Here is a 19,923-nt window from a genome sequence, read left to right as displayed (position 1 = left end):
GAGAGGGCTTCATGGCAAGGCGGTTTCCGCGGGACGTATGGGCGAGGTCTCTCCGCGGCTACGCCGCGGTCCGTCGCGTCACGAACCCGATCAGCGCGGCCACGGCCGCCAGCGCGGCGACGCTGGTGAGGGCGGTCGGCAGGGAGAACCAGTCGGCCATGAACCCGATGGCGGGCGGCCCGATCAGCATGCCGCCGTAGCCGAGCGTCGAGGCGACGGCGACACCGCCGGGACCGGCGAGGGCGCCCGCGCGCTCCACCGCGACCGGGAAGAGGTTGGCGAGGCCGAGCCCCGCGACCGCGAAGCCCAGCAGCGCCGCCCACAGTGAGGGCGCGAGCGAGCCGAGCAGCATGCCGGCCGCGGCGGTGGCCCCGCCCGCGACCACGGTGCGGGTGCGGCCCATGCGCTCCAGCAGCACGGTCCCGCTCAGCCGGCCCAAGGTCATGGCGAGCGCGAAACACGAGTAGCCGATCGCGGCGACGCCGGGGGAGGCGTGCAGGTCCTGCTCCAGGTGCAGGGCGCCCCAGTCGGCCAGGGCGCCCTCGCCGTACGCGGTGCACAGGGCGATGAGCCCGAACACGATCACGAGGGCGCGGGTACGGCGGTCGGGGCGGGGCGAGGCGTCCGCCGCGCGGTGCCCCCGCTCCGCCGGTGCCGGCCGCGCCGGGGGTTCGTGGCGCAGCAGCGTCGGTCCCGCGAGGGCGGTGACGACCAGGCCGACGAGGGTGAGTCCGAGCAGATGCCGGGTGGGGGAGAGGCTTCCGGCCACCAGTGCGCCCAGTCCCGCGCCGAGCATGCCGCCCAGACTGAAGGCGGCGTGGAAGGTCGGCATGACCGGCCGGCGCAGTGCGGTCACGAGATCGACGGCCGCGCTGTTGAAGGCCACGTTGATCCCGCCGTACGCGGCCCCGAACACCAGCAGCACCGCGCCGAGCGTGAGCGCGGAGTGGGTGAGCGGGGGCAGGGCGACGCTGAGCGAGAGGAGCACGGCGCAGCCGACGGTGACCCGGTGGTTGCCGAAGCGGCGGCACAGGCGGCCGGTGAGGATCATCGTGACGACCGCGCCGGCGGACACCCCGAGCAGCGCCAGGCCGAGGGTGCTGGGGGAGGCGCCGGTCTGTTCCTTGATGGCGGGGATACGGACGACCCAGCCGGCGAAGACGAAGCCGTCGAGGGCGAAGAAGGTGGTCAGGGCGATTCGGAGGCGGGTGAGGTCGGTGTGGTGACCCGGCACGACATTGTGCGAGCAGGTTTTGTTTATTTCCGGCACAAAGTCCAGGCTAGGAGCCGCACCGTCGCGGGGCAAGGGGGCGGCGTCCCGGCGGCGTCCCGGCGGCGTCCCCGCGTCGGGACGCCGCGGCATGAGCGGCGCTTGTAACGCGGACATGGCGCCCGAACGAAAGTGCCGTTGCAGCGGCCGCCGAGCGAACCCTTTTCCCTTGACCGGATTTTGACCCGCCATTAGGTTCGGCGGCATGAGGACGTTCGGTCGCTTTTACAAGCGGCGAGCCATCGATCTGATGCGGATCGCCACCGCGGTGTGTAGCTGAACTCCAGCCGAACTCCGCCGCGTCGGTCAACCCCCCATTAGATGTCCCGTTCGCTCACTTTGTGAAGGCGTGAATGATCCCCCGTATACGCATGCCCAGAAGCAGGTTCGCGGCCCTGGGCGCCGCGCTCTCCCTCGGCCTCCTTCTCTCCTCGTGCGCCCAGAACGACGAATCCACCTCGGTCGGAAAGGACGTCTCCGCCAAGGAGATTCCGGCCGAGGTGTCGCCGGACACCTCCCTCACCGTGGGATCGCCCGAACTGAAGGTCGCGCTGGAACTCTCCGGGCAGATCGACGAACTGCCCTTCAAGGTGGAGTGGGCCAACATCAGCGGCGGCCCCAAGTGCTCCGAGGCCTTCCGGGCCGGTGCCCTCGACGTCTGCTCGGCCGCGGACATCCCGGCGATCAACGCCCACTGGACGGGGCTCGACACCAAGCTGGTGGCGACGAAGTTCCACAAGGAGCCCCTGAAACACCCCATCTACGAGCTGGGCATCGCCCCCGGCGCCGGCATCCGGACCCTCGCCGACCTGCGCGGCAAGAAGATCGCCTACAGCCCGGGCCAGGCCCAGGGCGCCCTCGTGCTGCGCATCCTGCAGAAGGCCGGGCTCACCCGCGACGACGTGGAACTGGTCGAACTGGCCAGCACCGACGACGTCTACCCCACCGCGCTCGGCGAACGCCAGGTGCACGCCGCACCCATCGGCGGCGTCAATATCAAGCGCTATCTCACGAAATACGGAAAGGACGGCGCCACCACCCTCCAGCACGGATTGCGCGACGATCCCGAGCACCTGTGGGCGCTCACGGATTCCGTGAGCGATCCCCAGAAGTCCGCGGCCATCCGTGAACTCGTCGAAATATGGGCGCGGGCCCGCGTCTGGATCGACGAACACCCGAAGGAATGGATCGAGGGCTATTACGTCAAGGACCAGGGGCTGAGCCACGAGGACGGCGAATACCTCGTCGAGCGGTCCGGCTTCTCGGACATTCCCGCGGACTGGTCCGAAGCGATCGAACGCCAGCAGCAGACCATCGACCTGCTCGCGAAGGAACAGGACCGTCCGCGCTTCGAGGCGGACATCCTGTTCGACCGCCGCTACGAATCGGTGGCCGCGAAAGCCGTAGCCGACGAAGGGAAGGCGTCATGAGCGCCACCGTCCTCGACCAGCAGACCCCATCGACGACGAAGCGTGCCGTCCCCGCCGCCCTGAGGCGCCCGGCGCGCCGCCGCACCCGCGGGCGGCTCGCCCCCGGCCGCCCCGTGCCGTACGGCTGGGCGCTCGGCCCGCTGCTGCTGCTCGCGCTGTGGGCGGCGGGCTCCGCGGCCGGCCTCTTCGACGCCCGCAGCCTGCCCGCCCCGTGGACCACCGCCGCCACCGCGGGCGACCTCATCGCCGACGGCCGGCTCCAGGCCCATCTCGCCACCTCCGCCCAACGCGCCGTCCTCGGTTTGCTCTTCGGCATCGCCGCCGGACTGCTCCTCGCGCTCGTCTCCGGACTCAGCCGGATCGGCGAGGCCGTCATCGACGGCCCGGTTCAGATCAAGCGGGCGATCCCCTCGCTCGCCCTGATCCCGCTGCTGATCCTCTGGTTCGGCATCGGCGAGACGATGAAGGTCGTCACCATCGCGCTCGGCGTGTTCGTACCGATCTACATCCACACCCACAACGGGCTGCGCACCATCGACAGCCGCTATGTCGAACTCGCCGAGACCGTACGGCTGGGCAGGCTCCGCTTCGTCCGCCACGTCGTCCTGCCCGGCGCCCTCCCCGGCTTCCTGCTCGGGATGCGCTTCGCGGTGACCGCCGCCTGGCTCTCGCTCGTCGTCGTCGAACAGGTCAACGCGACCAGCGGCATCGGCTACATGATGGAGCTCGCACGGACGTACGGACAGACCGACGTCATCCTCGTCGGCCTCGTCGTGTACGGCCTCCTCGGGCTCCTCTCCGACGGCCTGGTGCGACTCGTGGAGAGGAGGACCCTGTCATGGCGACGCACACTGGCGGCCTGACCACCACACAGGACCGCACGACCGGGCGGACCACCGTCCGGATCGAGAACCTGGTGCGCTCCTTCGGCGAGCGCACCATCCTGGACGGGCTCGACCTGACCATCGGCGACGGCGAGTTCGTGGCCCTGCTCGGGCGCAGCGGCTCCGGCAAGAGCACCCTGCTCAGGGCACTGGCCGGGCTCGACGAGGACGTGGCGGGGAGCGGCGTGCTCGCCGCCCCCGACCACCTCTCCGTCGTCTTCCAGGACGCCCGGCTGCTGCCCTGGAAACGCGTCCTCGACAACGTCGTACTCGGCCTGGCCGGACCGGACGCCGAAGAGCGCGGCCGGGCCGCACTCGCCGAAGTCGGCCTGGCGGGACGCGAACGGGCCTGGCCCGTCGAGCTGTCCGGCGGGGAGCAGCAGCGCGTCTCGCTCGCCCGCTCCCTGGTCCGCGAACCGCGTCTGCTGCTCGCCGACGAACCGTTCGGCGCGCTGGACGCGCTCACCCGCATCCGCATGCACGCCCTGCTGCGCCGCCTGTGCGAACGGCACCGGCCCGCCGTCCTGCTGGTCACCCACGACGTCGACGAGGCGATCGCGCTCGCCGACCGGGTCGTCGTACTGGACCAGGGGCGGATCGCCGCCGACCTTCCCGTGGAACTCCCGGCACCCCGCCGCCACGGCAGCCCCGCCTACGCGGCCCTGCGGGACCGCCTGCTCGGCCGGCTGGGAGTGGACCTCGCGGAGGAGGACGGCCCGGCATGACCGAGCGACGGCAACTGCACCTGAACCTGTTCGTCTACCCGGGAGGCCACCACGAGGCCGCCTGGCGCCACCACGGCACCGACCCCGACCGGCTCCTGGACATCGGCTTCTACCAGGAACTGGCCCGCACCGCCGAACGCGCCACGTTCGACGCCGTGTTCTTCGCGGACGGCCCGTCCCAGGCCGACAACGTCCGCTACGCCAGCCGCTTCCGGCTGGAACCGTTCACCTGGCTGTCCGCCATCGCCGCGGCCACCGAGCGGATCGGCCTGATCGCCACCGCCTCCACCACCTACACCGAGCCGTACAACCTGGCACGGCTCTTCGCCTCCCTGGACCACCTCAGCCGGGGCCGGGCGGGCTGGAACATCGTCACCACCGGCGCACCCCAGGCGGCCGGGAACTTCGGCCTCGACGCGCACCCCGCGCACGCCGAACGCTACGACCGCGCCGACGAGTTCGTCGACGTCGTCACCCGGCTGTGGGACAGCTGGGAGGACGAGGCGCTGATCGCCGACCAGAAGTCGGGCCTGTTCGCCGACACCGACCGGATCCACCCGATCGACCACGAGGGCCGCCACTTCAGGGTGAGCGGCCCGCTCAACACCCCGCGCACCCCGCAGGGCCGCCCCGTCTACGTCCAGGCCGGCTCCTCCGAGGACGGACGCGCCTTCGCCGCCCGCCACGCCGAGGCCGTGTTCACCGCGCACCAGACACTCCGCAGCGGCCAGGAGTTCTACGCCGACCTCAAGACGCGCGCCGCGGCGCTCGGCCGGGACCCGGACCGGCTGCTCGTACTGCCGGGCATCAGCCCCTTCATCGGCTCCACCGAGGCGGAGGCACGCGCCCTGCACCAGGAGTTCGACGAACTCACCCAGCCCGAGTACTCGCTGGAACTGCTGCACCGCCTCCTCGGCGTCAGGCTGACCGCCGAGCAACTCGACGGCCCGGTGCCGCGCGAACTCGTCGAGACCGGCGGCGAACGCGGCAACGGCAGCCGCTTCCAGCTGGTCCTCGACATCATCGACCGCGAGCGGCCCACCGTCCGCCAACTGCTCCACCGCCTCGCCGGCGCCCGCGGCCACCGCGTCGTCGCGGGCACCCCCGAGCAGATCGCCGACCAGCTCCAGGAATGGTTCGAACACGGCGCGGCCGACGGCTTCAACATCATGCCGCCCTGGCTGCCCGGCGGCTTCGACCTCTTCACCGAGCACGTGGTGCCGATCCTGCGGCGGCGCGGACTGTTCCGCACGGAGTACCGCGGCACCACCCTGCGCGACCACTACGGACTGCCGCGCCCCACCGGCCGTCGCCTCGCACTCACCTCACCGAAGGAGCACGCATGAGCGCGTTCAGAACCCGCCCCGCCCTCGCCGCCCTGGGCGCGGCGGCCCTGCTGGCCGTGTCCGCCGCCGTCCCGCAGGCCGCCGTGGCCGCACCGGCCGCCCGTACGGCCCCCTCCACCGCGCTCACCTGGTACGACGTCACTGCCGACACGCTCGTCGCCGCCGGGGCGCCCACGCAGGTCACCAACAGCCGCACCTGGGCCGTCGGCTGGCTCGCGGCGGCCCGCGCCACCCGGGCGGTGCCCGCGGGCGTGGCGCGCGGCCCCTACCAGGAGGCGGCGCTCGCCTCGGCCGTCCACCGCGCCCTGGTGGCGCTGGCCCCCGGCCGCACCGAACAGCTCGACGCGAAGCTGAAGGAGACCCTGGACGCCATCCCCGACGGCCGGGCGGAGGACCGCGGGGTCGCGGCGGGGCGGCGCCAGGCCGATCTCCTGCTCGCCGAGCGGGAGGGCGACGGCCTCGACCCCGCCTCCGTCAACGCGCCGTACACCGTGCGGCCCGCCGCCCCCGGCGTCTGGCAGCCGACGCCGCCGGCCTACGCCCCGGCGACGCAGTACGGCAACCGGCTCGCGAAGCCGTTCGCGCTCACCGCCCCGAGCCAGTTCCGGCTCGGCCCGCCGCCCGCGCTCGACTCGGCGCGCTACGCCGCCGACCTCGCGGAGGTACGGGCGTACGGCGCCGCGGACAGCACCCGGCGCAGCGCCCGCCAGACGGAGACCGCCACCTTCTGGCTCGGTTCCTCCTACACCCTGTACACCGAGCCGCTGCGCGTGGCGCTCTCCCGCACCGACCAGGGGATCGCCGGGCAGGCCCGGCTGGTCGCGCTCTTCCACGTCGCCCTGGTGGACACCCAGATCGCCACCTCCGACAGCAAGTACGCCCACGAGCGGTGGCGTCCCGTCACCGCCATCCGCACCGGCGCCATCGACCCCGACCCGGCGTGGACGCCGCTGCACACCACCCCGGCCCACCCGGACTACCCGAGCGGCCACAACACCTACTCGGGCGCCGCGGAGGCCGTGCTGAGCGCGCTCGCCGGACCGCGCACCGAGCCCTTCGAGCTGACCAGTCCCACCGCGCCCGGCGTGACCCGGACGTACACCGCCTGGAAGCAGCTCTCGGACGAGAACGTGGACGCCCGGATCTTCTCCGGCATCCACACCCGCTCGGCCGACGAGGCCGGCATCACCCTCGGCAAGAACGTGGCCCGGTACGTCCTGGGCGACGCGGGACGGCTCCTGACCGCCCGCTGAGCCCCCCCACCCGGCAGGCCGCGGACGCCCGCCCGGCCCCCGAGAGGGCCGGGCGGGACCGGGTCACAGGGCCTTCGCCGCGTAGGCGCGCACGTCGGCGTCCGAGTCCGTCGTGGCGCCGGCCAGGGCCGAGCGGACCTCCTCGGTGGAGCGATGCCGGGTCAGGGACCGTACGGCGGCCTTGCGGACGTCCGCGTTCGGGTCGGCGAGGGCCTTGGCGAGGGCCGGGACGGCCAGGCCGGGGTCCGCGACTCCCAGGGCGATGGCCGCTCCGGCCCGTACCTGCCAGGCCGGGTCGGCCAGGGCCGCCTCGGCGCGTGCGGCGAGCGGCGCGGGGCAGCCGGCGGTGCCCAGCGCCTCGTACGCCGCCGCTCGCACCAGCGCGTCCGGATCGTCGAGGAGCCCGGCGAGCGCCGCCCGCGCCACGTCGGGTCCGCCCGCGGCGACCGTGGCGAGCCCCTTGGCGATCGTGACGCGGACCTCGCGGGACGGGTCGGCCGCCGCCGCCCGGGCCAGTTCCGCGGCGGCGTCGACGGACACCAGCGCGCGCACCGCCTCGGTCCGCACGGCGATGTCGGCGTCCGGCAGGCAGCGGGCGAACAGCCCGGCGTCCCCGAGCCGCAGGGCGCGCAGGACGTCCAGCGCCGCGGCGCGGACGACGGGGTCGGCCTCGGACAGGGCGGTGGTGAGGGCGTCGCGCAACGCCGGTTCCGCGGGCAGGGTCTCCACCAGTTCCCGCAGCGAGGCCGCCGCGGCGGCGCGCACGCCGGCGTCGGTGTCGGTGAGCGCCGCGGCCAGCGCCGGACCGGTGCCCGTCGGCACGGTCTCCGTCAGGACGGTGACGGCCGTGCGGCGGACGGCGGGATCGGGATCGGCCAAGTAGCCTTCCAGCGCCCCGAGTTCCGGTTCCTCCTCGGCGAGGGCGAGCAGTTCCAGCAGGCGCGGGGTGGCCGGGGTGTCCGCGTCCGCCGCCGACGCCACGGCGGCCGTGGGCACGGCGGACTCCTGCCCCATCGCGACCGGCGCGACCTCCCTGGCCCCCGCCGTCGCCACCTGCTCCGGGTGGACCTCGCCGAGCTGCCGCGAAGGACCGCCGACCGGCGCGTACTCCTCCACCGGCACCAGATACGGCGCCACGGGCCGCGCCGTGAACTCCATCGCACCCGACGGCGACTTGCGCAGATCGAGGTGGTGGAACCAGGACGCGTCGTCGCGGTGCGGATGGTCCAGGCGGTCGTGGTAGAGACCCCAGCGGGACTCCGTACGGGCCAGGGACGCCCGCGCCGCCATCTCCGCGCAGTCCCGGATGAAGGACACCTCGGCGCACCGCATCAGCTCGTGCGGGGTGCGCGCGCCCATCTCCGCGATGTCGGCCCGCATCCGCTCGAACGCCTCCAGCGCCAGCGACAGCCGGGCGCCGGACTTCGGCGGAGCCACGTAGTCGTTCACGAAGCGCCGCAGCTTGTACTCCACCTGCGGCTGCGGCGGGCCGTCTGGGTTGCGCAGCGGCCGGTAGATCAGCTCGTGCGCCTCACGCAGCTGGTCGGCGGGCAGCTCCCCGTCGTACGCCGAGTACCGGGCGGCGTCCGCGCCCGCCAGGTCGCCGAAGACGAACGCGCCGATCATGTAGTTGTGCGGCACGCAGGCCAGGTCACCGGCCGCGTACAGGCGGGGCACGGTCGTCCGGGCGTGGTCGTCCACCCGTACGCCCGAGGCGGAATGGCCGCCGCACAGCCCGATCTCGGAGATGTGCATCTCCACGTCGTGGGTGCGGTAGTCGTGGCCGCGGCCCGCGTGGAAGGTGCCCCGCGTCGGCCGCTCCGTGGAGTGCAGGATCGACTCCAGGGCCGCCACCGACTCCTCCGGCAGATGGCTCAGCTTCAGGTACACCGGACCCCGGTCGCTCGCCACCTCCGCCGCGAACTCCGCCATCATCTGGCCCGACCAGTAGTCGGAGTCGACGAAGCGCTCGCCGTGCCGGTTCACCTGGTAGCCGCCGAACGGGTTGGCGACGTAGGCGCAGGCGGGACCGTTGTAGTCCTTGATCAGCGGGTTGATCTGGAAGCACTCGATGCCGGTCAGCTCGGCGCCCGCGTGGTACGCCATCGCGTAGCCGTCGCCCGCGTTGGTCGGGTTCTCGTACGTGCCGTACAGATAGCCGGAGGCGGGCAGACCGAGGCGTCCGCACGCGCCCGTCGCGAGGATCACCGCGCCCGCGCGGACGGTCACGAAGGCGCCCGTACGGGTGTTGAAGCCCGCCGCGCCCACCGCGCGTCCCTGTGCCGTCAGCACCCGCACCGGCATGACCCGGTTCTCGATCCGGATCCGCTCCCGCATCTCGCGCCGCCGCAGCTGCCGGTACAGGACCTTCTTGACGTCCTTGCCCTCCGGCATCGGCAGCACGTAGGAGCCGGAGCGGTGCACCTGCCGGACCGCGTACTCGCCGTGCTCGTCCTTCTCGAACTTCACGCCGTACGACTCCAGCCGCCGCACCATGTCGAAGCCGCGGACGGCGGTCTGCCGGACGGTCGACTGGTCGACGATGCCGTCGTTGGCGCGGGTGATCTCGGCGACGTAGTCGTCGGGCTCGGCCCGGCCGGGGACGACGGCGTTGTTGACGCCGTCCATGCCCATGGCGAGCGCGCCGGAGTGCCGCACGTGCGCCTTCTCCAGCAGCAGCACGTCCGCGCCGCGCTCGGCGGCGGTCAGCGCCGCCATGGTGCCGGCGGTGCCGCCCCCGATGACGAGGACGTCGCAGGAGAGCTCTTCGGCGTCGGTGAGGGCGGGAATTGCCACCAAAGGGTCCACCACAGGGCCTTTCAGGTACCGAGGGACGTGAGGACTTCGCGCCGCAGCGCCACGCGCGCCGGGTCGTCGTGGGCCGTACGGTCGCGGGGGCCCGGCACCTCGCGTACGGCGGTCAGCCGGCCGTCGCCGAGCAGCGCGACGCGGTCGCCGAGGAACAGGGCCTCGTCCACGTCGTGGGTGACGAAGACGACCGTCGCGCCCGTGCCGTGCAGCACCTCCACCAGCAGGTCCTGCATCCCGGCCCGGGTCTGCGCGTCCAGCGCGCCGAACGGCTCGTCCATCAGCACGGCGCGCGGCGCCCCGGCCAGGGCCCGGGCCAGCTGGGCGCGCTGCCGCTGCCCGCCGGAGACCCGGTGCGGCAACTGCCGGGCCTGCGCGGCCAGTCCGACGCGGTCCAGCCAGGCCTCGGCCTGGGCGCGGCGCCCGGCGCGCGGCACCCCCTGGATGGCGAGCGGCAGTTCGACGTTGCCGCGCAGCGTCCGCCACGGCAGCAGCGCGTCCTCCTGGAACACCAGGGCGCGGTCGGCGGCCGGGCCCGTCAGCGGCCGCGCGTCCTGCGCGACCTCGCCGGCGAGCGGGGCCAGCAGCCCCGCCAGCGTGCGCAGCAGCGTGGACTTGCCGCAGCCCGAGGCGCCGACGACGGTGAGGATCTCGCCGGGGGCCACGTCGAGGTCCACCGCGTGCAGCGCGGGCGCCCCCGGGCGGCCGAGGGTGGCGTCGCGCAGGGCCAGCCGGGCGCCGGTACGGGACGGTGAACGGACGTCAGACGAACTGGTCATGGGGCACGTCCTTCCGGGGCCGCGGGCCGGCCGGGGCGGGGGTGGCGGCGCCGCGCACCCGCCGCGGGGCACGGCCGCCGGGGACGTACGAGGTGCGCGGCAGCCAGCGGGTCAGCCGGCGGCCCAGCAGCTCCACGGCGGTGGAGGTGAGCCAGCCGAGCACGCCGATCGTGACCATCCCGACGAACACGCCCGGGTAGTCGACGACCGTGTAGTCCTGCCAGGTGCGGTAGCCGACCCCGTACTGGCCGGAGATCATCTCGGCGGAGATCACACAGATCCACGACACGCCGATGCCGACCGACAGACCGCCGAACACGCCGGGCAGCGCGCCCGGCAGGACGACCGAGCCGAGGATCCGCCACCGGCCGCCGCCCATGGTGCGCACCGCCTCCTCCCACACCGGGGCCAGCGCGCGCACCGCGTGCCGGGTGGAGACCAGGACCGGGAAGAACGCGGCGGTGAAGGTGATGAAGACGATGCCCTGCTCGTTGGAGGGGAACAGCAGGATCGCCACCGGGACCAGCGCGATCGCCGGGATCGGACGGACGACCTCCAGCAGCGGCCCGAGCAGGTCCTCGGCGAGCCGGGAGCGGGCCACGAGCACGCCCCCGGCCACGCCGAGCACGGCGGCCAGCAGGAAGCCGCTGAGGATCCGGGTCAGGCTGTCCGTGAGGTCCGTCCAGTAGTCGGGCCCGGCCAGCCGGCCGGCGAAGGCGCGGGCCACGTCGGTGACCGTGGGGAACTGCGAGAAGCGCAGCCACAGATCGACGTCCCGGCTGGTCAGCAGCTGCCACAGGCCCAGCGCGGCCGCGAGGGACGCGACCCGCAGCGCGTACCGGGTCACGACGCCCGCTCCAGCGCCTCGGCGTACGAGACGACACGCGCCCCGTCGTGACCGCCGACGTAACCCCGCGCGGTGTCCGGCGCGACGAACGGCAGCAGCTGGTCGCCGTCGGCCACCCACACCGCCTTGTCGGCGAACCACTGGGTGCCCGTGGTGGCGTCGGGGACGTAGGCCGCGCGGACGCCGTCCTGGTGCCGGGCGACGTGCGCCAGCAGTTCGGCGGGCGTGCCGAACGTGCGCGTCGTGTCCTCGCCCTCGCTCCACACCTCGCTCCGCGCGGGCGCGGGCGGGGCGGCGAGCCGCTTCGCGTAGTCCGCGCCGAGCGCCTTGCGGACGTAGCGGTCGTCGACGAACGCGTCCACGTCCACGTCGCCCGTCAGCTTCGCGGACTTCAGGATCGACACGTCCTCCTTCAGCGCGGCCACCAGCCGCGGCTTGACGGCCGGATCGAAGGTGGCGATGCCGTGCGCGCCGTTGTACAGGTAGACCACCTCGGCGGGCAGGCCCGTGGCCTCCGCGACCTGCTCGGCGGCGGTCACGGGACGGTCGTTCAGATAGTCCGTGGCCTGCGCCTGGGCCTTCAGGAACGCCTCCAGCACGGCCGGGCGCCGCTCGGCGAAGTCCTCGCGGGCGGTGACCCCGTGGAAGGTGGGCAGGTCCAGCCGCGCACCGTCGTACAGCGCCTTCGCCTTGCCCTGGTGGACGAGCAGGCCCGGCCAGGCGACGAACTGCGACAGCGCGTCCGCGCTGCCCGCGGCGAGCGCCGAAGCGCCCACGGCGGGCTGCTGGTTGAGCTTCTCGATGTCCTCGCCGGCGTCGAGACCGGCGCGTTGCAGGGCGCGCACCAGGGTGCCGTCGGCGGCGGAGCCGACGCTGGTCGACACCTTCCTGCCCTTCAGGTCCTTCAGGGAGTCGAGGGACGAACCGGGCGCGGTGACCACGGTGTTGAGGCCGCCGCGCAGGTTGTAGCCGGTGACCGAGACCAGATGGGTCGGCTTGCCGAGCTGCCTGCCGCGGGCCGCGTTGAGCAGCAGCGGGAAGTCGCCCATCGAGCCGATGTCGATCTTCCCGGCGGTCATCTGCGCGGTGATGGGCGCGCCGGTGGCGTAGTCCTGCCAGACGACCTTGTAGGTGACGCCGTCGTCGAGCGCGTTCAGCTGCTTCTCGAAGTAGCCGAGCGAGCGGAGCAGGGTGCCCGCGGTGACCGTGTTGATCGTCTTGGACTGGTAGCCGACGGTGACGGTCACCGTGGAGCCGTCGCCGGCCTGGGCGTCACCGCCGCAGGCGGTCAGGGGAAGCAGGAGGGCGAGCGCCGATACGGCGACTGCGGTGCGATTCATGCTGGTTCGGGCCTTTCACCGGAGCAGATAGGGCATGTTGACCGTGACGGCTCCGGTGGGACACCGGGCCGCGCACGGGCCGCAGTACCAGCACTCGTCCACGTGCATGTACGCCTTGCCGTTGCGCTCGTCGATGGCGAGGGAGTCCAGCGGGCACATGTCCACGCAGAGGGTGCAGCCGTCGATGCACTTCGACTCGTCGATGGTCACGGGCACGTCGGCCCGCTGGGGCGCCAAAGGCATGGCTGTCTCCAGGAAGGTTGCGCTGTGGGGAGATGGGTCAGAGGGAGCGGCGCAGCAGGCCGCTCATCGTGATGCGGTCGCCGCGGAAACGGATGAACTCCAGGTCGACGGGCCGTCCGTCGGCGAGATGGGTGAGGCGCTCCAGCATCAGCACGGCCGCGCCACGCGGCGCCTGGAGCACGGCGGCGGAGTGGGCGTCCGCGTTGACCGCCTCCAGAGTGATCTCGGCGTGCCCGAGGGGCTGCCCGGTGAGGCTTTCCAGCAGGCGGAAGACATCCGTGTTCTCCAGGTCGCAGCCGAGCAGCGAGGCGCCGATGTCCAGCGGGACGTAGGTGAGGTCCAGGGACAGGGGCAGCCCGTTCAGCCGGCGCAGCCGTTCGATGTAGAGGACGTCGGCGCCCGCCGGGACGCGCAGTCGCTCGGCGACCGGGGCGGGGGCGGGCGCCGGGCCCACGGTACGGACCTCGTTGGTGACGCGGCCGTGTTCGTGCAGCGTCTCCGCGAGCCCCATCAGCCGGTCCAGCCCGTGCGGGTACTTCTCGGCGACGACCACCGTGCCCACCCCGGGCAGGCGTTCCACCAGGCCCTCCGCGCGCAGCAGGTCGAGGGCCTGGCGGACGGTGTTGCGGGAGGCCCGGTAGTCGGCGGCGAGGGTCGACTCGTGGGGGAGGGTGCCGGCCGGGAAGCCCCCGGTGAGGAGCTGGCGGCGCAGGAGGTCGGCGAGCTGACGGGCCTGGTCCGCGCGCAGCCGGCGCCGCGTGCGGTGAGCGGCGACGGTGGGCGCGCCCTGGCCGACGTGGTCGCGGATGCGGTCGGTGGGCATGGGGTGGACCCTAGCCGGGGGTGGCGGAAAGTGGTGTTGCCGAAGTATTGCGCCACCTGACGCCCCCACAGGCGCCGCGCTGACCTGCGGTTTCACCCGTCGTGGGGGAAGATCTGCCAGCCCTCGCGGTGGCGGGTACGCCCAGCCGAGTACCCGCGGTTGCTCCCGCCGTCGGACGCCTTCGCCGCCGCGGCCGGGCAGCGTGGTGGGCGTGAAACTCAGCCGACCCGCACGCCGGGCCTTCCTCGTCGTCCATGTGGCCGCCTCCGCCAGTCGGCCATGAACCCGATGGCGGGCGGCCCGATCAGCATGCCGCCGTAGCCGAGCGTCGAGGCGACGGCGACGCCGCCGGGACCGGCGAGGGCGCCCGCGCGCTCCACCGCGACCGGGAAGAGGTTGGCGAGGCCGAGCCCCGCGACCGCGAAGCCCAGCAGCGCCGCCCACAGTCCCTCACAGTCGGCCTGATCCAAACGACACGCCCCTGGCCTGCGACGACCCCACGCGGAGTGGTCGCTGTGAGTTTGTCAAGTCCCGGGTTCCAGGGGCGTGACGCGATGCGTCGGCCAGGGCTTACTTGAGGCATGGGCTTGCGCAGAGCAGCTGGTCGGCCCGCATGGTGCGGAATGACCTGGTGCGACCCGGCAGAGCCGTCTCACAAGCCCCCGATGTTTCTCGCTGGAGGAGAATTCCCATGCCCCGTACCTTTTCGACGCAGCGTCTCGTGATGGCTGCCGCCTCGACCGTCCTGACCGCAGCAGGTGTGCTGGTTCCCACCAGTGCGTTCGCAGCCCCGGCGCCGCACACCGGCACGGTGGCCATGACGACAGCCGGTCACGGTGATCACAAGAAATACGGCAACGACAAGGACAAGAAGTACGGCAAGGACAGCAAGCACAAGAAAAGCCGCTACGGCGGAAACAAGAACGGCCCCGTCACCATCATCGTCATCGGGAACAATAATACGGTCAATGGTAACGGCAACGGTAATGGGAGCGGCAATTCGCTGACCTGACTTCTGTAGACGGCATCGACTTCACGGCCTGGCCGGGCGGCAACGCCCGGCCAGGCCAGCGGCATGTCCGGCTGCAGAACTGGTCCTTGCTGTGGACTTTCGACGCCGAGACCGGCCGTGGCCGCCCTGGGGGATTTAGACATCGTTTCTTTTGGTGTGACGTTCGTTGAACCGCGCATGACGGATCTGGTTGAGCGGATGGTGCCGGACGAGTTGTGGGTGCTGTTCCGGCGGTGGTGCCGCCAACGGAGGTGATACGTCCGCAGGATGGGGGCCGACGGCGCGCCGGTGACCGCGAGGCCCTGGCCGCGATCATCTTCGTGGCGACCTCGGGCTGCACCTGGCGCGAGCTCCCGCCGGTGTTCGGTCCGAGCCGGCAAACGGTTTACCGACGCTTCGCCCAGTGGAGCCGGGCCCGTGTCCGGGCCCGGCTCCACCGTGTCATCCTCGACGAACTCGGCGCCCGGGGTCAGCTGGACTGGTCGCGGTGCGCGATCGACTCCGTCAGCCTGCGCGCCGCAAAGGGGGGCCATTCACGGGACCGAATCCGACCGACCGCGGCAAGTTGGGATCGAAGATCCACCTGATCAACGACGGGAACGGACTGCCACTGTCCCTGGACATCTCCGGCGCGAACATGCACGACAGTTAGGGCCTGGAGCCGCTCGTGCTCGGCATCCCACCCATCCGATCCCGCCGCGGCCCCCGGCGGCGACGTCCGGCGAAACTGCACGCGGACAACGGCTACGACTACGACCACCTGCGCCGATGGCTCCGCGAGCGTGGAATCCGCCACCGCATCGCCAGCAAGGGCGTCGAGTCCTCACAGCGGCTGGGCCGACAACGCCGGGTGGTCGAGAGAACCGTGTCCTGGCTGGCCGGCTGCCGCGGACTCCACCGCCGCTACGAACGCACAGCAGAACACTTCCTCGCCTTCGTCGGCATAGCCGCAGTCCTTTCACCAAGTGAAACAGCGTCTTATGGGCTTTTACCCGGCGTCTGCGGCTCGGTCAAGTCCCGAGTCCTCGGAGCATGACGCGCTGCGTCGTCTCGGGCCTAATTGAAGTGTGGTTCTCACCGGAAAGGAAATGAGGACCGTGCGGTGCGGAGGAATCCTCGACCAGGGTTTCCTCTTCAGGATCAGAAAAAATGTTTTCACAAAGGAGAAATCCCATGACTCGCAAGGTTCACAGCGCCCACGCCGGCACCCACAAGGACGCCAGGCCCAAGCGGTGGGGCTTCCGCTGCGCGATGGTCTTCGCGTCGGCGGCTGTCGTCACCGGAGGCGTCGTCCTTCCTGCGTCCGCCGCGACGGCGGCCCCGAGCCACTCCGCGGCGAGCGTCGTCACCGGTGGCGGGGCCGGCGGGGCGGGCGGCTCCAGCGTCTTCGGCAACGGCGGCGCCGGCGGCGCGGGCGGCTCCAGCGTCTTCGGTGGCGGCGGCTCGGGCGGTGCCGGTGGCGGCAGCGTCTTCGGCAACGGCGGCGCCGGCGGCGCGGGCGGCTCCAGCGTCTTCGGTGGCGGCGGCGGTGGCGGCGGCGGTGGCTCCAGCGTCTTCGGTAATGGCGGCGGCGGTGGTGCCGGTGGCTCCAGCGTCTTCGGCAACGGCGGCGGTGGCGGCAACGGTGGCAACACCGTATTCGGTGATGGCGGTGCCGGTGGTGCCGGTGGCTCCAGCGTCTTCGGCAACGGCGGCGCGGGCGGCGCGGGCGGCTCCAGCGTCTTCTGAGCGGCGGGCCACGGCAGCCCCACCTGGACGGGGTGGAGGTCCGGCGAGACCTTCACCCCGCCCCTCATAGGTCACTGCGGCCGGCCCCGGCCGACCGGACACGACGTCCGGGGCCGGCGCCGTGGCTGATCCCTTGACTTGGAAACGGAGAAACCTCATGCCCAGGAGTATCTGGCAGCGTCCACTCATCCTGGCGATGGCCTCAGCGGCTCTCGCCACCGGCACCGTGTACGCCGCCCAGGCGGCGCAGAGTGCCCCGACAGGCTCCACTCACTCCACTGATGCCGGTCATCCCCTCGGTCACCGTTCGGACTGCGGCGAGGGCGGCAAGGGCGGGGAGGGCGGTAAGGGCGGCGAGCCCGGTAAGCCCGGTGAGCCAGGCAAGCCCGGTTGTTTCCGGCTCGAGGACCTGCTGCCGCACAAGCCGGAAGGATCGAAGCTCGGGGGAGCGGACAAGGTACGGATCGTGATGTTCGTGATGTCCGGACACGCGACGAGCGCCGAGGTCGCCGAGAAGTGCGACGTCCCGGAAGCGGAGATCGACACCTGGAAGCGGCAGTTCCTCGACGGCTACTGGTCCGCGTGGTTCACGGAGAACGGGAAGAGCGCCTTCCCCTTCTGCTGGTGAAGGAGGCGGACTGCCGGCCATAGGAAGCCGGTGATCACGGCCGGACCGGCCGCCTGGGCTCTGCCTGCCCGGGCGGCCGCTTGCGGTCCGTGGCGGCCTGCCGAGCCGCACGAGGCATCGGGTGAGCCGCACGAGGCATCGGGTGAGCGCCGACCGCACCGAGCATACGCGGGGCGGGCTGCACCCGCTCCGAGCAGCCTGCCACTGTGTGGCGATATACCCTGGAAAAGGGCTCTTCCACGCTCGCCGGGAACCCTGCTGGCGTTCCCGGAAGAGGGAGCGCCATGACGGGAGCGTACGAGGCCGCCGGGCGCGTGATCGCCGGACGCTACCGGCTCCTGCGTCGACTCGGCGCTGGTGGCATGGGACGGGTGTGGCTGGCCTACGACCAGGAACTGGCGTGCGAGGTCGCGCTGAAAGAGATCATCCTCCCGCCGCACGTCCCGGAGAGCGAGGTGGGCGCCCGGATCGCCAGGGCCCGCGGCGAAGCGCAGCACGCCGCCCGGCTGCGCAACCACCCCCATGTCGTCACGGTGTACGACATCGTGGAGTCCGGCGGCCTGCCGTGGATCGTCATGGAGTTCGTTCCCGGCGCCATGGACCTGGAGGCGGTGGTGCGCGAGCGAGGGCCGCTGCTTGTCGCCGACGTCGCCCGGATCGGGCTCGCGATTCTGGACGCTTTGCTGGAGGGCCACCGGCTCGGCGTCCTGCACCGGGACGTCAAACCGGCCAACGTCCTGCTGACCGACCCGGACCCGGCTTCCTCCCATGCTGCTGAGGACGGCCGGGTGCTGCTGACCGACTACGGCATTGCGCTGGAGCCGAGCTCCGGCAAGGCGCGCCTGACCGCCCCCGCGGAGATCATCGGGACGGTGCGCTTCATGGCTCCCGAACGGCTGCGCGGGGAGACGCCCACCCCGGCCTCCGACCTGTTCTCACTCGGCGGCACCCTGTATTTCGCGCTGGAGGGAACCGGCCCCTTCGACCGCGACTCCGACTGCGACATGCTGAGCGCCCTCCTGTCGGAGTCTCCCGCCCCGCCGCGCCGGGCAGTGGAGCTGGCCCCGGTCTTCCTCGGGCTGCTGGCCAAGGACCCCGCGCAGCGCATGGGCGGCGACGAGGCCGCCGAGCGGCTCACCTCCATCGCCGCCCAGCCCAGCCCTTCTGCTTCGCAGCCCTTGACTCCTCCCCCGGTCGTGCCGCCGACCGAGCCGGAGCAGCCGGCCGGCCAGAAGCCGCCGCGCCCCCGGGAGCCGGAGCCGTCGACCGAGCTGCTGCCGCCGGTCGAACCTGCCGACCTGCCCCGTCAGCCGCTACCGACGGCCGAGGCGGCCGAGGCGGCCCAGCCCGTTCAGCCGCTGGCGCCCGATGGTGACGAGGCCCGGTCGCGTTCCGGGCGCCGACGGGGCAGGCTCGTTGCGGGGATGGTGGCGGTGGTGCTGGCCGTGGGGGGCGCGGGCGTCTACCTGGCGCAGTCCGGCCCCTCGGACCCTGAACCGGTGCCCTCGATCCGGGTCGGCGACTCACCGCAGGGGATGGCGATGTCCCAGGACGGACGCCGGAGCTACGTGACCAATTTCGGCTCGGGTTCGGTGTCGGTGATCGACACCCTCACCAACCGCACCGAGGACAAACCCATCCGGGTCGGCAAGAACCCGCGGGATGTGGCGGTGTCCCCGGATAGGCGCCGGGTCTATGTGACCAATTACGGCTCGGACTCGGTCTCGGTGATCGACACCCTCACCAACCGCGTGGACCGTACCATCACCGTCGGCTCCACCCCGGTGGGCGTGACGGTGTCCCGGGACGGGCGCTGGGTGTACGTGACCCTGAGCCGTTCGGGCTCGGTGCCGGGCTCGGTGTCGGTGATCGACACCGCGACGGACAAGGTGGACCGCACCATCTCGGTCGGCAAAGACCCGCAAGGGGTGGCGGTGGCCCCGGACGGACGCCGGGTCTACGTGACCAATTACGGCTCGGACTCGGTGTCGGTGATCGACACCAAGACGAACAAGGTGAACGACACCATCTCCGTCGGCAAGGCCCCGCTGGGGGTGGCGGTGTCCTCGGACGGGCGCCGGGTCTACGTGACCAACAGATACTCGGATTCGGTGTCGGTCATCGACACGGCGACGGACGAAGTGGACCGCACCATCCGCGTGGGCGGCGGCCCGTGGGGCGTGGCTGTGTCGCCGGACAGGCGCTGGGTCTACGTGGCCAACAACTACGAAGGCTCGGTGTCGGTGATCGACACGGCGACGGACAAGGTGGACCACACGATCCCCGTCGGCCTCGGCCCGCTGGAGGTGGCGGTGTCGCCCAACCAGGACAGGCGCCAGCTCCTCGTGTCCAACTTCGTCGCGGACTCGGTGTCGGTGATCCCGTTCCGGAATACGTCTGACGCGTCAGCACTGTGCCCGGCCGATTCCGGCGGGACCGGCACCACCGCCGTCCCGGGCGGGGCCACCCCGCCCAGCCGCTGTCCGCCGCAGCAGGCCTGGTGACTACGCGGCGTCGGTGGCGGTTGCCTCACCTGACGTCAGGGCGGGGTGCAGCCCGGCGGGTCCCAGACCAGCGAGCCGCCCTCGATGTGGTTGCCCGTACAGGGGTCGTGCGGTGTCGCCCTGAGTGATTCCACAGCGTCTTTCGTCGTTCGCGGCGCTGCCTCGGCGCTCGCCACGCCCACCGTTCCGGCGAGCAGCGCCGCGGCGCAGGACGCACCGGCGAGATGTCGCAGGCACCGCCAGACGGTTGTCTTCACGATGATCTCCCTTGGGTGGACGGACTGCCTACCACCAGCGTGGGGG

17 protein-coding genes and 2 pseudogenes are annotated in these 19,923 nt (G+C 72.3%); 10 read left to right on the top strand and 9 right to left on the bottom strand.

Annotated elements, in window-relative coordinates; translation table 11 throughout:
- Positions 1-58 precede the first annotated feature (58 nt).
- Positions 59-1,234: an MFS transporter gene (locus tag AMK31_RS36745; RefSeq protein WP_073945087.1), complete on the bottom strand. Its 1,176-nt coding sequence runs from the start codon at positions 1,232-1,234 to the stop codon at positions 59-61.
- 407 nt (positions 1,235-1,641) lie between these two features.
- On the opposite strand from AMK31_RS36745, the gene AMK31_RS36740 reads away from it, so the two are divergent.
- The 5 genes from AMK31_RS36740 to AMK31_RS36720 are packed head-to-tail and all read left to right on the top strand — an operon-like array spanning position 1,642 to position 6,908.
- Positions 1,642-2,700, top strand: a complete 1,059-nt coding sequence (locus tag AMK31_RS36740) for an ABC transporter substrate-binding protein (protein ID WP_241842849.1) — start codon at positions 1,642-1,644, stop codon at positions 2,698-2,700.
- A complete protein-coding gene (locus AMK31_RS36735; protein WP_073945085.1) occupies positions 2,697-3,563 on the top strand; it encodes an ABC transporter permease in 867 nt (288 codons plus the stop codon). Before AMK31_RS36740 ends, AMK31_RS36735 begins: the two co-directional genes overlap by 4 nt.
- Positions 3,539-4,309, top strand: a complete 771-nt coding sequence (locus tag AMK31_RS36730) for an ABC transporter ATP-binding protein (protein ID WP_073945084.1) — start codon at positions 3,539-3,541, stop codon at positions 4,307-4,309. Before AMK31_RS36735 ends, AMK31_RS36730 begins: the two co-directional genes overlap by 25 nt.
- Positions 4,306-5,655, top strand: a complete 1,350-nt coding sequence (locus AMK31_RS36725) for an LLM class flavin-dependent oxidoreductase (RefSeq protein WP_073945083.1) — start codon at positions 4,306-4,308, stop codon at positions 5,653-5,655. The genes AMK31_RS36730 and AMK31_RS36725 overlap by 4 nt, the downstream gene beginning before the upstream one ends.
- Positions 5,652-6,908 (top strand): vanadium-dependent haloperoxidase, encoded by a 1,257-nt coding sequence (locus AMK31_RS36720; protein WP_073945082.1) that lies wholly within the window; start codon positions 5,652-5,654, stop codon positions 6,906-6,908. Before AMK31_RS36725 ends, AMK31_RS36720 begins: the two co-directional genes overlap by 4 nt.
- A 63-nt stretch (positions 6,909-6,971) precedes the next feature.
- Here the strand turns inward: AMK31_RS36720 and AMK31_RS36715 are convergent, their stop codons facing one another.
- From AMK31_RS36715 to AMK31_RS36685, 7 genes and pseudogenes are all read right to left on the bottom strand, one after another.
- Entirely contained in the window at positions 6,972-9,704 is a 2,733-nt protein-coding gene (locus tag AMK31_RS36715; protein ID WP_385312638.1) for a fumarate reductase/succinate dehydrogenase flavoprotein subunit, read from the bottom strand.
- Positions 9,705-9,727: 23 nt separating this feature from the next.
- Positions 9,728-10,495, bottom strand: a complete 768-nt coding sequence (locus AMK31_RS36710) for an ABC transporter ATP-binding protein (RefSeq protein ID WP_073945081.1) — start codon at positions 10,493-10,495, stop codon at positions 9,728-9,730.
- On the bottom strand, positions 10,479-11,342 hold the full coding sequence (locus AMK31_RS36705; RefSeq protein ID WP_073945080.1) for an ABC transporter permease: 864 nt from the start codon (positions 11,340-11,342) through the stop codon (positions 10,479-10,481). The genes AMK31_RS36710 and AMK31_RS36705 overlap by 17 nt, the downstream gene beginning before the upstream one ends.
- Positions 11,339-12,682, bottom strand: a complete 1,344-nt coding sequence (locus AMK31_RS36700; RefSeq protein WP_073945079.1) for an ABC transporter substrate-binding protein — start codon at positions 12,680-12,682, stop codon at positions 11,339-11,341. The genes AMK31_RS36705 and AMK31_RS36700 overlap by 4 nt, the downstream gene beginning before the upstream one ends.
- Positions 12,683-12,697: 15 nt before the next feature.
- Positions 12,698-12,925, bottom strand: coding sequence for a 4Fe-4S dicluster domain-containing protein (locus AMK31_RS36695; RefSeq protein ID WP_003992261.1), 228 nt, complete (start codon positions 12,923-12,925; stop codon positions 12,698-12,700).
- Between the two features lie 37 nt (positions 12,926-12,962).
- On the bottom strand, positions 12,963-13,748 hold the full coding sequence (locus AMK31_RS36690) for a GntR family transcriptional regulator (RefSeq protein WP_073945078.1): 786 nt from the start codon (positions 13,746-13,748) through the stop codon (positions 12,963-12,965).
- Positions 13,749-14,005: 257 nt separating this feature from the next.
- Positions 14,006-14,194: pseudogene (locus AMK31_RS36685) on the bottom strand (MFS transporter); the annotation flags it as partial.
- Between the two features lie 245 nt (positions 14,195-14,439).
- Between AMK31_RS36685 and AMK31_RS40580 the strand changes: the two are divergent.
- The 5 genes and pseudogenes from AMK31_RS40580 (at position 14,440) to AMK31_RS40255 (ending at position 19,620) form a co-directional block, all read left to right on the top strand.
- On the top strand, positions 14,440-14,760 hold the full coding sequence (locus tag AMK31_RS40580) for a hypothetical protein (protein ID WP_143204302.1): 321 nt from the start codon (positions 14,440-14,442) through the stop codon (positions 14,758-14,760).
- Between the two features lie 177 nt (positions 14,761-14,937).
- Positions 14,938-15,796: pseudogene (locus AMK31_RS40260) on the top strand (IS5 family transposase).
- A 137-nt stretch (positions 15,797-15,933) separates the two neighbouring features.
- Positions 15,934-16,488, top strand: coding sequence for a hypothetical protein (locus AMK31_RS36670; protein ID WP_073945077.1), 555 nt, complete (start codon positions 15,934-15,936; stop codon positions 16,486-16,488).
- Between the two features lie 157 nt (positions 16,489-16,645).
- The gene (locus AMK31_RS36665) at positions 16,646-17,116 is read left to right on the top strand and encodes a hypothetical protein (protein WP_079187094.1); all 471 of its coding nucleotides are present in this window, start codon (positions 16,646-16,648) and stop codon (positions 17,114-17,116) included.
- Between the two features lie 284 nt (positions 17,117-17,400).
- Positions 17,401-19,620 (top strand): serine/threonine-protein kinase, encoded by a 2,220-nt coding sequence (locus AMK31_RS40255; protein ID WP_073945075.1) that lies wholly within the window; start codon positions 17,401-17,403, stop codon positions 19,618-19,620.
- Positions 19,621-19,655: 35 nt separating this feature from the next.
- On the opposite strand, the gene AMK31_RS40575 is transcribed toward AMK31_RS40255, so the two are convergent.
- Complete coding sequence (locus AMK31_RS40575; protein WP_143204301.1) at positions 19,656-19,877, bottom strand: hypothetical protein; 222 nt, start codon at positions 19,875-19,877, stop codon at positions 19,656-19,658.
- Positions 19,878-19,923 lie beyond the last annotated feature (46 nt).

This window comes from Streptomyces sp. TSRI0107, from assembly GCF_001905845.1.
Lineage (GTDB): Bacteria > Actinomycetota > Actinomycetes > Streptomycetales > Streptomycetaceae > Streptomyces.
This window is presented reverse-complemented; position numbering and strand designations above follow the sequence as displayed.

Bases quoted from the DNA above. Each gene is read 5' to 3' on its own strand.
- AMK31_RS40580 (WP_143204302.1), top strand. From the start codon at position 14,440: ATGCCCCGTACCTTTTCGACGCAGCGTCTCGTGATGGCTGCCGCCTCG.
- AMK31_RS36665 (WP_079187094.1), top strand. From the start codon at position 16,646: ATGCCCAGGAGTATCTGGCAGCGTCCACTCATCCTGGCGATGGCCTCA.
- AMK31_RS36695 (WP_003992261.1), bottom strand. From the start codon at position 12,925: ATGCCTTTGGCGCCCCAGCGGGCCGACGTGCCCGTGACCATCGACGAG.
- AMK31_RS36710 (WP_073945081.1), bottom strand. From the start codon at position 10,495: ATGACCAGTTCGTCTGACGTCCGTTCACCGTCCCGTACCGGCGCCCGG.
- AMK31_RS40255 (WP_073945075.1), top strand. From the start codon at position 17,401: ATGACGGGAGCGTACGAGGCCGCCGGGCGCGTGATCGCCGGACGCTAC.
- AMK31_RS36720 (WP_073945082.1), top strand. From the start codon at position 5,652: ATGAGCGCGTTCAGAACCCGCCCCGCCCTCGCCGCCCTGGGCGCGGCG.
- AMK31_RS36725 (WP_073945083.1), top strand. From the start codon at position 4,306: ATGACCGAGCGACGGCAACTGCACCTGAACCTGTTCGTCTACCCGGGA.
- AMK31_RS36690 (WP_073945078.1), bottom strand. From the start codon at position 13,748: ATGCCCACCGACCGCATCCGCGACCACGTCGGCCAGGGCGCGCCCACC.
- AMK31_RS36700 (WP_073945079.1), bottom strand. From the start codon at position 12,682: ATGAATCGCACCGCAGTCGCCGTATCGGCGCTCGCCCTCCTGCTTCCC.
- AMK31_RS36670 (WP_073945077.1), top strand. From the start codon at position 15,934: ATGACTCGCAAGGTTCACAGCGCCCACGCCGGCACCCACAAGGACGCC.
- AMK31_RS36730 (WP_073945084.1), top strand. From the start codon at position 3,539: ATGGCGACGCACACTGGCGGCCTGACCACCACACAGGACCGCACGACC.
- AMK31_RS36735 (WP_073945085.1), top strand. From the start codon at position 2,697: ATGAGCGCCACCGTCCTCGACCAGCAGACCCCATCGACGACGAAGCGT.
- AMK31_RS36740 (WP_241842849.1), top strand. From the start codon at position 1,642: ATGCCCAGAAGCAGGTTCGCGGCCCTGGGCGCCGCGCTCTCCCTCGGC.